Below are 12296 nucleotides of genomic sequence, written 5' to 3' on the forward strand. Positions count from 1 at the left end.
GATGACCGGCAGGATCCGGCGCTTGCGCAGCTCCTCGCGGTGAGGGTTGGAGTCGTAGCCCTTGTCGCCGAGCAGTGAATCGGGGCGACGGCGTGGCCGGCCGGGCCGCCCGGCCACGGATGGGGTGCCGTCGACCAGGGCGAGGGTCTGGGTGACGTCGTTGACGTTTGCCGCGGTCGTGATGACCGTGAGGGGAGTGCCGAGGCAGTCGCAGATCAGGTGGTGTTTGCTGCCCGTTTTCCGCCGGTCGACCGGCGACGTACCAGTGTCGGCGCCCCTTTTTTTTGCGCGGATGTGAGAGCCGTCCACGCAGGCCCTCGACCAGTCGAGGCGGCCGACCGCGTTCGGTTCGGCCAGCACGATTCGGTGCAGCTGGTCGAAGACCTCTGCCTGCTGCCAACGTTCCAGGCGTCGTCGGCAGGTCTGCCCGGAGCCGAACCCCAGCTCCAGCGGCAGGAGTTGCCAGGCTATGTCGTTGTAGAGGACGTACAGGATGCCCTGCAAGCAGTGTCGGTCAGCCGCCGACCGTGGCCCCGGTGACTTCTCGGGCCAGGGTGGCAGCAGCGGCTCGATCAGTGCCCACAAGTCGTCGTCCACGATCCACGGCCGAGTACTCACAGCATCACGAACGGCGAATCGTCGCACCGGTCACGCCCGACCAGGACATCTCACCAAGATCCTGTTACGAGCTCTAGGCTTCGAATTGAACACGGTCGCGGTAAGGGAGTCGATTCCCCGGGTACGGACCATTGCAACAGCGACGGCATGCTTCCGGCCGTGGACTGGCGGTGGCTTATCAAGCAGGCTGAGATTCGATTCATGGTCGCGACGCGCGCGTGGCTGGTTCCCTCAGATATCGTCTGATGATGCGGGCGAGGCTGAAGAAGGCTTGGTGAGGATGCATGCCGAGACCTGAGCCGGGTTACGAGTTGGTGCGTGATAGCGGGTGAGGCGTCGTGCCGGTCTGGTGACATGATCCGGATGTGGCGATCATGGTCAATCGGACAGTGCTGGCGCATCGGCTGTTCACGGGGATCTCGCAGTGTCATCTTGCATGCCTGGTGGAGGAGTTGGCGCTGCCGTGGCAGGCCGACCTCGAGGGCCGCCGTCATGCTGTACGGGGCGGGGCCAGGAAGCGGGCTGCGGGTGCCGGCGCTCGCCACCAGCTGGTGTTCGTCGACCGGTTGGTGGCCACGCTGATCCATCTGCGACACGACCTGTCGCACGCGGTGCTCGGCCTGCTGTTCGGTGTCGACCGCTCCACCATCACCCGCGCGATCACAGAAGTACGCGCGCTCCTGGCCGAGCGGGGGTGCGCGGTCCCCGACCGTCCCGGCCTGCGATTGCGCACGCTGACGGACGTGTTCGCCTACGCGCAGGCCGAAGGCATCGAGCTGCGGCTGGACGCAACCGAGATTCAGGTCCGTCGGCCACCGGCCGGCCGTGGTGGCCGGCGCGCGTTCGTCTCGGGCAAGAAGAAGCAGAACACGATGAAGGCCACCGTCATCGCGGACTGGCGGGGTCGCACGTTATGGACCGATGCCCTGCGGCCTGGTCGTATGCACGACGTGAGGGCCGCCCGCAATGAAGGCATCGCCGTGTGCTTCCAGCACTTCCCCGACGTCGAGGTCCTCCTGGACGACGGCTACCTCGGCCTGAGTCGCGACCACCGCGGGCAAGCGATCACACCGCCGAGAAAGCCCCGTCCGGGAGCACCGCGCAGCAGAGTTGAGCAGTGGGAACGTGACCGCCACTGGCATTCGTCCGACCGCATCACCGTCGAACACGCCCTCGCCGACCACAAGCGCTGGAAGCAACTGATGCGCTGGACCCATCGACGCGACCGCCTACCCGACACCTACCGCGCCATCGCCAACATCGTCTCCGATCGCACCATCACCGTCTGAAAAACAGACGACGACCAGGCCAAACACGCCACACCCGCTATCACGCACCAACTCGTTAGACGTCGTCTCACTTGGTGAGTTGGCGGTGATTGTTGAGGCTGGTGGCAAGGGCGGTGAAGGCCAGGAAGTGCTCGGCCTTGCGTTCGTAGCGCAGATGGAGCTGGCGGCATTCGCCGACCCAACCGTCTGGCTCATGCACCACCGACGCCTCGCCCGCACCCTCATGACCCGCCGCCTCACCCACGAAACCACCCCCAACTGGCGCGGCAGCTAAGCCAAATCAAACAGACATCGGAGAACTAGACGCTCACTAACTGCGGGCGCCCCTTACCCATGTCACTCATGCCAGGGTCTACGGCAGCGCCAGCATCCGCTCGAGCGCCAGCTTGGCGAACCGCTCCGTCTCCCGGTCCACCTCGATGCGGTTGACGAGGTTGCCCGCCGCCAGGGACTCCAGGGTCCACACCAGGTGGGGCAGGTCGATGCGGTTCATGGTCGAGCAGAAGCAGACCGTCTTGTCGAGGAAGACGATCTCCTTGTCCTCGCTCGCGAAACGGTTCGCCAGCCGCCGTACCAGGTTCAGCTCCGTGCCGATGGCCCACTTGGAACCGGCCGGAGCCGCTTCCAGGGCCTTGATGATGTACTCCGTGGAGCCCACGTAGTCGGCCGCCGCGACGACCTCGTGCTTGCACTCGGGGTGCACCAGCACGTTCACACCGGGGATCCGGGCGCGCACGTCCTCGACCGATTCGACGGAGAAGCGGCCGTGCACGGAGCAGTGGCCGCGCCACAGGATCATCTTCGCGTCCCGAAGCTGCTCGGCGGTGAGGCCGCCGTTCGGCTTGTGCGGGTTGTAGAGGACGCAGTCCTCCAGGGTCATCCCCATGTCCCGGACGGCGGTGTTGCGGCCCAGGTGCTGGTCGGGGAGGAAGAGCACCTTCTCGCCCTGTTCGAAGGCCCACTCCAGGGCGCGCTGGGCGTTGGAGGAGGTGCAGATCGTGCCGCCGTGCTTGCCGGTGAACGCCTTGATGTCCGCCGAGGAGTTCATGTACGAGACGGGCACGACCTGCTCGGCTATCCCGGCCTCGGTCAGTACGTCCCAGCACTCGGCGACCTGCTCGGCGGTGGCCATGTCGGCCATCGAGCAGCCCGCGGCGAGGTCGGGCAGGACGACCTTCTGGTCGTCGCCGGTCAGGATGTCCGCGGACTCCGCCATGAAGTGCACACCGCAGAACACGATGTACTCGGCCTCGGGCCGCGCGGCCGCGTCCCGGGCCAGCTTGAAGGAGTCACCGGTGACGTCCGCGAACTGGATGACCTCGTCGCGCTGGTAGTGGTGGCCGAGGACGAAGACCTTGTCCCCAAGCTTCTCCTTGGCCGCGCGGGCGCGCTCCACCAGGTCCGGGTCGGACGGCGAGGGCAGGTCACCTGGGCACTCGACGCCACGCTCGCTCCGCGGGTCGGCCTCGCGGCCGAGCAGCAGCAGGGCGAGAGGCGTCGGCTGTACGTCGAGCTCCTGGGCTTGGGCGGTGGTCACGACACCAACCCTTTCTTTTGCGCGGCTCGCTCGGATCGCGGTGGCGATCCAGCGGAACATGCCTTTTCGTCGAATTGACGTTATCTATCATAACTGCTTCACGTCACTTTGACGACTGGCATAGCGTCGATGTGACGTGAATCCCGGAGGGGTTGTCCACAGGGCGCTGTGCGTGCCGAGGCCCGTGTGCGAGCATGAAGAGAGAACGCGAAGACACTAGGGCTCGGCCCGGAATGAATCCGCGGCCCCGACGGTTGGAAACGTCGGCAAGCAGTCTCCGAACAACCCGGGAGAGAAGCAGATGTCCGTATCGGACGAGACCACCACCGTGAACGACGGCATCATCCTGTCCGAGTCGGCCGCGGCCAAGGTCAAGGCCCTGCTCGACCAGGAAGGCCGCGAAGACCTGGCGCTGCGCGTCGCCGTCCAGCCCGGCGGTTGCTCCGGCCTGCGTTACCAGCTCTTCTTCGACGAGCGCTCCCTCGACGGCGACGTCGTCAAGGACTTCGGCGGCGTCAAGGTCGTCACCGACCGCATGAGCGCCCCGTACCTGGGCGGCGCGTCCATCGACTTCGTGGACACGATCGAGAAGCAGGGCTTCACGATCGACAACCCGAACGCGACGGGCTCCTGCGCCTGTGGCGACTCCTTCAGCTGAGCCGCGACGCACGGCCGAGCTCCTGGCTCGCCCCCGCACGCACGCGTACGAAGGCGGCGTCCCCCTCCGAGGGGGACGCCGCCTTCGCGTATGCGCTCAGCCGGCCTGCGCCGACTCGGGCGCGCAGGACGTCACCGAGGCCTGTGCCGACTCCCGCGGAGCCGTCACCGAGCCTGTACCGACTCCCGTGCGGCTGTCACCGCGGCTGTGCCGACTTCTCCACGGCTCCCAGGTCCTTGCCCTCCGGGATCTCCTTGCCGTTCTTTCCCACGACCTCGCGGTCGCCGAGGGGCTTGTCCAGACTCACCTCGAGGTCGATCGCCTCGGCGATCGCGATGCAGACCTGGCCCGGCTTCGACGTGCCGGTCACCGTGACCGTCACCTTGCCGGCACTCTCGCTCGCCGAAGCCGAGTAGTCGCTGCACACCCCGCCCCAGAAGCTCACGGTCAGCTCCTTGCCGTCGGCGGTGTAGCCCTGCACCTCGACGTCACCGGACGTGGGCTCCCCGCTCGGTGAGGGGACCGGGTCCTGGTCGGCCTTCGGCGAGCTCAGGTACCGCGGCTCGACCGCCGGATTCGTCACCGTGACGCTGTCCCGCACACCCGGGGTCCGGACCTCGAACAGCCAGGACGGCACCAGTGCCTGCCGTCCGTCCACCGAGTGCGCCGCCAGCCCGAACGTGGCCTTCTCGACAGACACCGACGCGGGCTCCGGAGCCACGGTCGACGCCTCGCACGGCACCTCGTCCCGGTCCTTCAGCGGTACGGGACTGGCACAGCCACCGATCCCCTTGCGCCCGCCGCCCGACGCCTGCCCGTTCATCAGGTCCAGGGTCTCCCGCGCCGTCATGACGGGGTAGGTGTCCCCCTTCGCGGGCACCTTCAACTGCCCGCTGCCGCCGATGATCCGGCCCTCGGAGCTGACCTGGACGCCGGTCGTCCAGCCGTACGTCGGCAGCCCGCCGACCACCGGGTCCGCGTTCACCACCCGTACCCGGTCGTCGTTCATCAGCTGACTCGCGTCCAGCTTCGCGTCGTCCTGGCCGACGGCCTTCAGTACCGGGGCCGCCGCCTTCTTCGCCGCCGCCTCGCTCACCGCCGCCGGGCGCAGCCCCGCCAGGCCGCTGGACCCGACGGGAACGCAGCGCTTGTCCTTGGGGCAGTTGTCGCTCCCCGGCACGGAGGAGCGGTACGTCCAGGTCCCCGGCGCGTCCCTGCTCACCCGGAGACTCGGCTCCGCCGCGTCGTTCGTGGAGCCGACCGTCCAGTCGCCCCCGTCCGTCCGCGGGGTGCCCGCCACCCCGAGCGCCTCGGCCAGCCGCGCCACCTCGGCCTTGGTCACCTCGCCCTTCGCCGCGTACACGGGCGCGGAGTCCGGGCCGTCGGCGAGCTCGCCGTCCGCCCGGTAGGTGGTGCCGTACGGGTTGGGTTCACCGGGCGCGATGCCGTTCGGGGAGCCCGTACCACCGGTGCCGCCCGTGCTGCTCTCGGCGCTCCCGGAGTAGTTGTCGAGGGCGAGTGCCCGGGGAGTGCCGCCGGCCGCGGGCGTTCCGGAGCCGCTGCTCCCCTTCCCGCCGTCCGACGCGGTCGTGGCGAAGTACGCCCCGCCGCCGCCCATCAGCAGGACCGCGGCCGCGACGGAGACGACGGCCACCGGGGAATGCCGCCGGCGTGGCTGCGCCGTCCCGCCGTCCGTCTCGCCACCCTCGGGGGGTTCGGTCGCCTCGTTGTCGGGTCGCTCGGTGCTCACCGCATCGCTCCTTAGCTCCACTGCTGTCCTGACGGCCCGGCCCGGTCAAGATGGGGCGCCGGAAAAGGCGCTGTGGGTCGTATACCGCATCCCCTCTACGGGGGACAGCGATGGGACGCAGCGGGGGAGCGCACGGTTCCCTGCGAGCGCGGTTTCCGCCCGCTTTTCCCGTCGGCCTCGGCCGGCCTCCGTCCGTTCCCGTCAGTTGCCGTAGTCGGACATCGCGTCCAGCAGCCGGGCCGACGTGGGCGGCACCGTCACGCCGCGGATGAGGGAGGGCGGTACGGGAAGGGCGGTGACGCGGTCGGGCGCGGTCCAGTGCCCGGCCATTCGCGCGCAGTCGCCACGCAGCGACGCCAGATCGCCCTCGAGGTCTTGCGGAGCGGTGCCGTGGACCTTCAGGTTTGTCATAGCGGCACCGTAGGCACGGTGGAGCTCGCGAAGAAAGATCTACTATCGGGTAGTTTCTGCCGCTTCAGTGCGCGCGCGTCGACCGGGTAGCGTGAACTGTCAACGCCAGCCCCTCCACATCCCTCGCAGGAGCGTGTCCTCGCCGTGCGTATCGCAGTCACCGGCTCCATCGCCACCGACCACCTCATGACCTTCCCCGGCCGTTTCGCCGACCAGCTGGTCGCGGACCAGCTGCACACGGTCTCCCTCTCCTTCCTGGTCGACAACCTCGACGTGCGCCGGGGAGGGGTCGGCGCGAACATCGCCTTCGGTATGGGCCAGCTCGGCACCGAACCGATCCTGGTCGGGGCGGCGGGCGCCGACTTCGACGAGTACCGCGCCTGGCTCGACCGGCACGGCGTCGACACCAACTCGGTGCGCATCTCCGAGGTGCTGCACACCGCCCGCTTCGTGTGCACCACGGACGCCGACCACAACCAGATCGGCTCCTTCTACACCGGCGCCATGAGCGAGGCCCGCCTCATCGAGCTCAAGTCCGTGGCGGACCGCGTCGGCGGCCTCGACCTCGTCCTGATCGGCGCGGACGACCCCGAGGCGATGCTGCGCCACACCGAGGAGTGCCGCTCCCGTTCGATTCCGTTCGCGGCCGACTTCTCGCAGCAGATCGCCCGGATGAGCGGCGAGGACATCCGGGTCCTGCTGGACGGCGCGACGTACCTCTTCTCGAACGAGTACGAGAAGGGGCTCATCGAGTCCAAGACCGGCTGGAGCGACGAGGAGATCCTCGGCAAGGTCGGCACCCGTGTGACGACCCTCGGCGCGCAGGGCGTGCGCATCGAGCGGGTCGGCGAGGAGCCGATCGAGGTCGGCTGCGCGGAGGAGGAGCGCAAGGCCGACCCCACCGGAGTCGGCGACGCGTTCCGCGCGGGCTTCCTCTCCGGCCTCGCCTGGGGCGTCTCCCCGGAGCGCGCCGCCCAGGTCGGCTGCATGCTCGCCACCCTGGTCATCGAGACGGTCGGCACGCAGGAGTACCAGCTGCGCCGCACCAACTTCATGGACCGCTTCACCAAGGCGTACGGCCATGAGGCCGCCGCCGAGGTCCAGACCCACATGGTGTAACTAGGACACCCGGCGGACCACATAGGCGAAGCCGTGGTCCGCCGGCTCCTCGCCCACGTACTCCTGCCCCCGCATCTCGCACCACGCCGGAATGTCCAGCCGCGCCGCCTCGTCGTCCGCCAGGACGCGGACGGTGCCGCCGACCGGGACATCGCCGATGACCTTGGCCAGCTCGATGACCGGGATCGGACACCGCCTGCCCAGCGCGTTCACGACCAGCGAGTCGGAGGCCGCGGGCGTCCTCACCGGCACGGCAGGGGCGCCCAGCTTCTCCCGTACGGCCGTGACCGCGCCCGGCAGCACCGACAGGAACCGGTCGATGTCCGCCTCCGGGACACCCGGCGGCAGCGACACGCGGACATTTCCCTCGGTCAGTACGCCCATGGCCGCCAGGACATGGCTGGGCGTCAGCGTGCTGCTCGTGCACGACGAACCCGAGGAGACCGAGAATCCCTCCCGGTCCAGTTCGTGCAGCAGAGTCTCTCCGTCGACATAGAGACAGGAAAAGGTGACGATGCCGGGCAGCCGGCGGTCCGGGTCGCCGACCACCTCGACGTCGGGGACCAGTTCGGGCACCCGCAGCCGGATCCGGTCCGTCAGCTCCCGCAGCCGGGCGCCCTCCGCGGCCGCCTCGGCCCGCACGGCCCGCAGCGCCGCCGCGGCGGCCACGATCCCGGGAATGTTCTCGAACCCGGCGGCCCGCCCCGACTCCCGCTCGTCCACGGGCCCTTGAGGGGCGAACCGCACCCCCTTGCGTACGACGAGCAGCCCGACACCCGAAGGGCCGCCCCATTTGTGGGCACTCGCGGTGAGCAGCGACCAGTCGCCCTCCACCCGGCCCCACCCCAGCGACTGCGCCGCGTCCACCAGCAGCGGTACGCCCGCCGCCCGGCATTCCTGAGCCACCGCGCCGACCGGCTGCTCCGTGCCCACCTCGTGGTTGGCGGACTGGAGGCAGGCGAGCGCGGTGTCCGGGCGCAGGGCCGCCGCGTACGCCGAAGGGGAGACCGCGCCCGTACGGGCGACCGGGACCCGGGTCACCGAACCGCCCGCCGACTCGTGGACATCGGCCGAATGGAGCACCGAAGAGTGTTCGACCGCTGACACGATCAGGTGGTCGCCCACGCGTCGGCGTCCGGCCAGCGCGCCCGAGATCCCGGAGTGCACCGCCCGGGTTCCGGACGAGGTGAAGACCAGTTCGTCCGGGCGGCAGCCCACCGCGTCGGCCGCCGCCTCACGCGCCGCGTCGAGCAGCAGCCGGGCCCGCCGCCCCTCCCTGTAGAGACGTGCGGGATCCGCCCACCCCTCGTCGAGCGAGGCCTGCAGGGCCTGCCGGGCAACGGGATGGAGAGGAGCGGCGGAGGCGGCATCGAAGTAGGACACGCCGTAACGCTAAAGCTTCCGGTCGGGGGAGCGCTCCGGAGGGCGCGGGGCTGTGACAGGTGCGGCTCCGCCGCGTTGGCGCGATCGGCCACGACGCACCGGCAGCCGCACGACGAGGATCACTCTCCGGAACCATCGGGCACCCCGGATCCCCCGTCAGAAGCAGCCCGGAGCAGGGCAACCCACCCCCTTCGACTGACCCGGCGGCGCGTTGCGCACCCCTCCCCGCGCGACCCCGATTAGCGTCCAGTAGGGTTTGCTCCGCATAAACATCCAAACCCCTGCCCGTGTGCCAGGGCGGCGAGCGACCAGCGAGAAGGCCGTAGCCAACCAGCGCGGGCGAGACTCTCGGGAAGGCGCTACGTGAGTCCCAACGGCTCCGACCTCCCCCGCTCCCTGAAGGGCGCGGGCGGTACCCCCACGCCGCGGCGCCCGATGTGGCGGAAGCCGCTGCAGGCGATGACAGCGGGCCTGGTCCTGTCGACCGCCACCGGTTGCACATACAAGGACTTTCCCCGCCTTGGTTTCCCCACCCCGGTTACGGACGAGGGTCCGCGGATCCTCTCTCTCTGGCAGGGCTCGTGGGCGGCCGCGCTCGCCACGGGCGTGCTGGTCTGGGGCCTGATCCTGTGGAGCGTGTTCTTCCACCGGCGCAGCCGTACCAAGGTCGAAGTTCCCCCGCAGACCCGGTACAACATGCCCATCGAGGCGCTGTACACCGTGGTCCCGCTCATCGTCGTCTCGGTGCTGTTCTACTTCACAGCCCGCGACGAGACGAAGCTCCTCAGCCTCGAAAAGAAGCCCGACGTCACCATCAACGTCGTGGGCTTCCAGTGGAGCTGGGGCTTCAACTACATCGAGAACGTCGACGGTTCCACCGGTGACGCCGCGACCGACAAGAACCTGGCCGCCATTCCGAGCCGGTTCTACAAGGACTTCCCGGCGAACGCCGGCGGTGTCTACGACGTCGGCACGCCGAGCACGCGGAACCCGCAGACGAACAACCCCGGTCCGACCCTCTGGCTTCCCGAGGGCAAGACGGTCCGCTTCATCCTCACCTCGCGTGACGTCATCCACTCCTTCTGGGTGGTGCCGTTCCTGATGAAGCAGGACGTCATTCCGGGGCACACCAACTCCTTCCAGGTGACCCCCAACAAGGAGGGCACCTACCTGGGCAAGTGCGCCGAACTCTGCGGCGTCGACCACTCCCGGATGCTCTTCAACGTGAAGGTCGTCTCTCCCGAGCGCTACGAGGCGCACCTCAAGGAACTCGCGGAGAAGGGCCAGACGGGTTATGTCCCGGCCGGCATTGAGCAGACGGACCCCGAGAAGAACCGGGAGACGAACAACCTGTGAGCATCCTCAACGAACCCCAGGGTGCCGCCGAAGCCGAGGACTCGTACGAGAACGAGTTGCCGCTACGGCGCAAGGAGCCCGGCAGCGTCGTGATCAAGTGGCTCACCACCACTGACCACAAGACGATCGGCACGCTCTATCTGGTCACGTCGTTCGCGTTCTTCTGCATCGGCGGCGTCATGGCGCTGCTCATGCGTGCCGAGCTGGCGCGTCCGGGTCTGCAGATCATGTCGAACGAGCAGTTCAACCAGGCGTTCACGATGCACGGCACGATCATGCTGCTGATGTTCGCGACGCCGCTGTTCGCCGGTTTCACGAACTGGATCATGCCGCTTCAGATCGGCGCGCCCGACGTGGCGTTCCCGCGGCTGAACATGTTCGCCTACTGGCTCTACCTGTTCGGCTCGCTCATCGCGGTCGGCGGCTTCCTCACCCCGCAGGGCGCGGCCGACTTCGGCTGGTTCGCCTACAGCCCGCTGTCGGACGCGGTCCGCTCGCCGGGCATCGGCGCCGACATGTGGATCATGGGTCTGGCCTTCTCCGGCTTCGGCACGATCCTCGGTGCGGTCAACTTCATCACCACCATCATCTGCATGCGCGCTCCCGGCATGACGATGTTCCGCATGCCGATCTTCGTGTGGAACGTGCTGCTGACCGCCGTACTGGTCCTGCTCGCCTTCCCCGTTCTCGCCGCCGCGCTGTTCGCGCTGGAGGCGGATCGGAAATTCGGGGCACATGTCTTCGATGCAGCCAACGGCGGGGCACTGCTGTGGCAACACCTCTTCTGGTTCTTCGGCCATCCAGAGGTGTACATCATCGCGTTGCCCTTCTTCGGGATCATCTCCGAAGTGATCCCGGTGTTCTCGCGCAAGCCGATGTTCGGCTACATGGGCCTGATCGGCGCGACCATCGCGATCGCGGGCCTCTCCGTGACCGTGTGGGCGCACCACATGTACGTCACCGGTGGCGTACTCCTGCCGTTCTTCTCCTTCATGACGTTCCTGATCGCCGTGCCGACAGGCGTGAAGTTCTTCAACTGGATCGGAACGATGTGGAAGGGGTCCCTGTCGTTCGAGACCCCGATGCTCTGGGCGACGGGCTTCCTGATCACCTTCACCTTCGGTGGTCTGACCGGCGTCATCCTGGCCTCGCCGCCGATGGACTTCCACGTCTCCGACTCGTACTTCGTGGTGGCGCACTTCCACTACGTGGTCTTCGGCACCGTGGTGTTCGCGATGTTCTCCGGCTTCCACTTCTGGTGGCCGAAGATGACCGGCAAGATGCTCGACGAGCGGCTCGGCAAGATCACCTTCTGGACGCTGTTCGTGGGCTTCCACGGCACGTTCCTGGTGCAGCACTGGCTGGGTGCGGAGGGCATGCCGCGTCGGTACGCGGACTATCTCGCCGCCGACGGCTTCACCGCGCTGAACACGATCTCGACGATCAGCTCGTTCCTGCTCGGCCTGTCGATCCTGCCGTTCCTCTACAACGTTTGGAAGACCGCCAAGTACGGCAAGAAGGTCGAGGTCGACGACCCGTGGGGTTACGGCCGTTCGCTCGAATGGGCCACGTCCTGCCCGCCGCCCAGGCACAACTTCCTCACCCTGCCGCGGATCCGTTCCGAATCCCCGGCATTCGACCTGCATCACCCGGAGATCGCCGCTCTCGACCAGCTCGAGAACGCCGGTCACGGTGAGAAGGCCCTCGCTGGTGGCAAGGAGGCCGGCAAGTGAAGGTCCAAGGCAAGATGTTCATCTGGCTGGCCGTCTTCATCCTGGTCATGGCCATCGTCTACGGCGTGTGGTCGAAGGAGCCCGCCGGTACGACGGCGCTCTTCCTGGCCTTCGGCCTGAGCATCATGATCGGCTACTACCTGGCCTTCACGGCCCGGCGGGTCGACGCGCTGGCACAGGACGACAAGGAGGCCGACGTCGCGGACGAGGCCGGCGAGGTGGGCTTCTTCAGCCCGCACAGCTGGCAGCCGCTCACGCTCGGCGTCGGAGGCGCGCTGCTCTTCCTGGGCGTCGTCTTCGGCTGGTGGCTGGTGTACTTCTCGGCCCCGATCCTGCTGATCGGCCTGTGGGGCTGGGTCTTCGAGTACTACCACGGTGAGAACCGCACCCAGTAGCACGCGCTGAACGCCAGGGAGCCCGGACACTCCGTCAGGAGAGTCCG

General features: G+C 68.2%; 11 protein-coding genes and 2 pseudogenes. 7 read left to right on the top strand and 6 right to left on the bottom strand.

The window, feature by feature from the left end:
* The coding region (locus ACIBLC_RS20845) for an IS5 family transposase (protein ID WP_399212524.1) at positions 1 to 645 on the bottom strand (645 nt) is incomplete at its 3' end.
* Between the two features lie 347 nt (positions 646 to 992).
* Here ACIBLC_RS20845 and ACIBLC_RS20850 point away from each other — a divergent pair.
* Positions 993 to 1907 carry a transposase family protein gene (locus ACIBLC_RS20850; protein WP_399212838.1) on the top strand — a complete coding sequence of 305 codons (915 nt, stop codon included), beginning with the start codon at positions 993 to 995 and terminating at the stop codon, positions 1905 to 1907.
* A 67-nt stretch (positions 1908 to 1974) separates the two neighbouring features.
* Here the strand turns inward: ACIBLC_RS20850 and ACIBLC_RS20855 are convergent.
* Positions 1975 to 2082 (bottom strand): annotated as a pseudogene (locus ACIBLC_RS20855) (IS5/IS1182 family transposase); the annotation flags it as partial.
* Positions 2083 to 2094: 12 nt separating this feature from the next.
* On the opposite strand from ACIBLC_RS20855, the pseudogene ACIBLC_RS20860 reads away from it, so the two are divergent.
* Positions 2095 to 2181 (top strand): annotated as a pseudogene (locus ACIBLC_RS20860) (IS5/IS1182 family transposase); the annotation flags it as partial.
* A gap of 78 nt (positions 2182 to 2259) precedes the next feature.
* Here ACIBLC_RS20860 and nadA read toward each other — a convergent pair.
* Entirely contained in the window at positions 2260 to 3444 is a 1185-nt protein-coding gene (nadA, locus tag ACIBLC_RS20865) for a quinolinate synthase NadA (protein WP_399212526.1), read from the bottom strand.
* Between the two features lie 301 nt (positions 3445 to 3745).
* Here nadA and ACIBLC_RS20870 point away from each other — a divergent pair, with 301 nt between their 5' ends.
* The gene (locus tag ACIBLC_RS20870; protein WP_365427349.1) at positions 3746 to 4102 is read left to right on the top strand and encodes an iron-sulfur cluster assembly accessory protein; all 357 of its coding nucleotides are present in this window, start codon (positions 3746 to 3748) and stop codon (positions 4100 to 4102) included.
* Positions 4103 to 4298: 196 nt separating this feature from the next.
* Here the strand turns inward: ACIBLC_RS20870 and ACIBLC_RS20875 are convergent, their stop codons facing one another.
* The gene (locus ACIBLC_RS20875) at positions 4299 to 5852 is read right to left on the bottom strand and encodes a hypothetical protein (protein ID WP_399212527.1); all 1554 of its coding nucleotides are present in this window, start codon (positions 5850 to 5852) and stop codon (positions 4299 to 4301) included.
* A 201-nt stretch (positions 5853 to 6053) separates the two neighbouring features.
* Positions 6054 to 6263 carry a hypothetical protein gene (locus tag ACIBLC_RS20880; protein ID WP_399212528.1) on the bottom strand — a complete coding sequence of 70 codons (210 nt, stop codon included), beginning with the start codon at positions 6261 to 6263 and terminating at the stop codon, positions 6054 to 6056.
* Positions 6264 to 6407: 144 nt separating this feature from the next.
* Here ACIBLC_RS20880 and ACIBLC_RS20885 point away from each other — a divergent pair, with 144 nt between their 5' ends.
* Positions 6408 to 7382 carry a carbohydrate kinase family protein gene (locus tag ACIBLC_RS20885; RefSeq protein ID WP_399212529.1) on the top strand — a complete coding sequence of 325 codons (975 nt, stop codon included), beginning with the start codon at positions 6408 to 6410 and terminating at the stop codon, positions 7380 to 7382.
* Here the strand turns inward: ACIBLC_RS20885 and ACIBLC_RS20890 are convergent, their stop codons facing one another.
* Entirely contained in the window at positions 7383 to 8765 is a 1383-nt protein-coding gene (locus ACIBLC_RS20890; RefSeq protein WP_399212530.1) for a cysteine desulfurase/sulfurtransferase TusA family protein, read from the bottom strand. It abuts the gene before it with no gap.
* Positions 8766 to 9128: 363 nt separating this feature from the next.
* Here ACIBLC_RS20890 and coxB point away from each other — a divergent pair, with 363 nt between their 5' ends.
* The 3 genes from coxB to ACIBLC_RS20905 are packed head-to-tail and all read left to right on the top strand — an operon-like array spanning position 9129 to position 12249.
* The gene (coxB, locus tag ACIBLC_RS20895) at positions 9129 to 10121 is read left to right on the top strand and encodes a cytochrome c oxidase subunit II (protein WP_399212531.1); all 993 of its coding nucleotides are present in this window, start codon (positions 9129 to 9131) and stop codon (positions 10119 to 10121) included.
* Positions 10118 to 11854: a cytochrome c oxidase subunit I gene (gene ctaD, locus ACIBLC_RS20900; protein ID WP_399212532.1), complete on the top strand. Its 1737-nt coding sequence runs from the start codon at positions 10118 to 10120 to the stop codon at positions 11852 to 11854. The genes coxB and ctaD overlap by 4 nt, the downstream gene beginning before the upstream one ends.
* Positions 11851 to 12249 (top strand): cytochrome c oxidase subunit 4, encoded by a 399-nt coding sequence (locus ACIBLC_RS20905; protein WP_383683581.1) that lies wholly within the window; start codon positions 11851 to 11853, stop codon positions 12247 to 12249. Before ctaD ends, ACIBLC_RS20905 begins: the two co-directional genes overlap by 4 nt.
* The last annotated feature ends 47 nt before the right edge of the window (positions 12250 to 12296 follow it).

It is taken from the genome of Streptomyces sp. NPDC050535, from assembly GCF_044457665.1.
Lineage (GTDB): Bacteria > Actinomycetota > Actinomycetes > Streptomycetales > Streptomycetaceae > Streptomyces.

Excerpts from the sequence above, each read along its gene's own strand:
- ACIBLC_RS20850 (WP_399212838.1), top strand. The coding sequence starts at position 993 with ATGGTCAATCGGACAGTGCTGGCGCATCGGCTGTTCACGGGGATCTCG.
- ACIBLC_RS20870 (WP_365427349.1), top strand. The coding sequence starts at position 3,746 with ATGTCCGTATCGGACGAGACCACCACCGTGAACGACGGCATCATCCTG.
- ACIBLC_RS20880 (WP_399212528.1), bottom strand. The coding sequence starts at position 6,263 with ATGACAAACCTGAAGGTCCACGGCACCGCTCCGCAAGACCTCGAGGGC.